Here is a 533-nt window from a genome sequence, read left to right on the forward strand (position 1 = left end):
TATTGCTTTTAGCTATAGATGATGCTACCGGCCAGATCCTTTCTGCCCTCTTCCGGCCTTCTGAAGATTTCGAGGGCTACCGCCGTCTCCTCTATGACCTGGTAATTAACTAGGGTATCCCACTGGCTATCTACTCCGACCGCCATACCCTCTTCTTCCCTCCTAAGGGTGAAGAGAGTACTGCTAGTATCGAACAACAGCTCCTCGGCCAACAACGTTCTTTAACTCAAATTGGCCGTATCTTGAACGAGTTAGGGACCCAGCACATCCCCGCCCATTCCCCTCAGGCTAAAGGCCGCATCGAACGCTCCTTCCAGACCCTCCAGGAAAGGCTCGTCATTGAACTCCGCCTGGCTGGCGCTTCTACCCTGGAAGAGGCTAATGCCGTCCTTAAAAACTTTATCGAGCGCTATAACCAAAAGTTTGCTATACCCCCGGCTAACCCGGTTTCCGCTTTCCGCCCCATCCCCTCCCACTTGCGCCTGGAACATATCTTCTGCTGGAAGGAACACCGGATATTGAACCCCGGCTAT

At 52.9% G+C, this 533-nt stretch carries 1 protein-coding gene; it reads left to right on the forward strand.

The genetic code is table 11. From position 1 onward, the window contains the following. Positions 1 to 242 precede the first annotated feature (242 nt). Positions 243 to 533 (forward strand): integrase core domain-containing protein (locus TAMC210_RS13385; RefSeq protein ID WP_217267418.1); only part of this gene is annotated, 291 nt, incomplete at its 3' end.

Source organism: Thermanaeromonas sp. C210, from assembly GCF_013167955.1.
Lineage (GTDB): Bacteria > Bacillota > DSM-521 > Neomoorellales > Neomoorellaceae > UBA12545.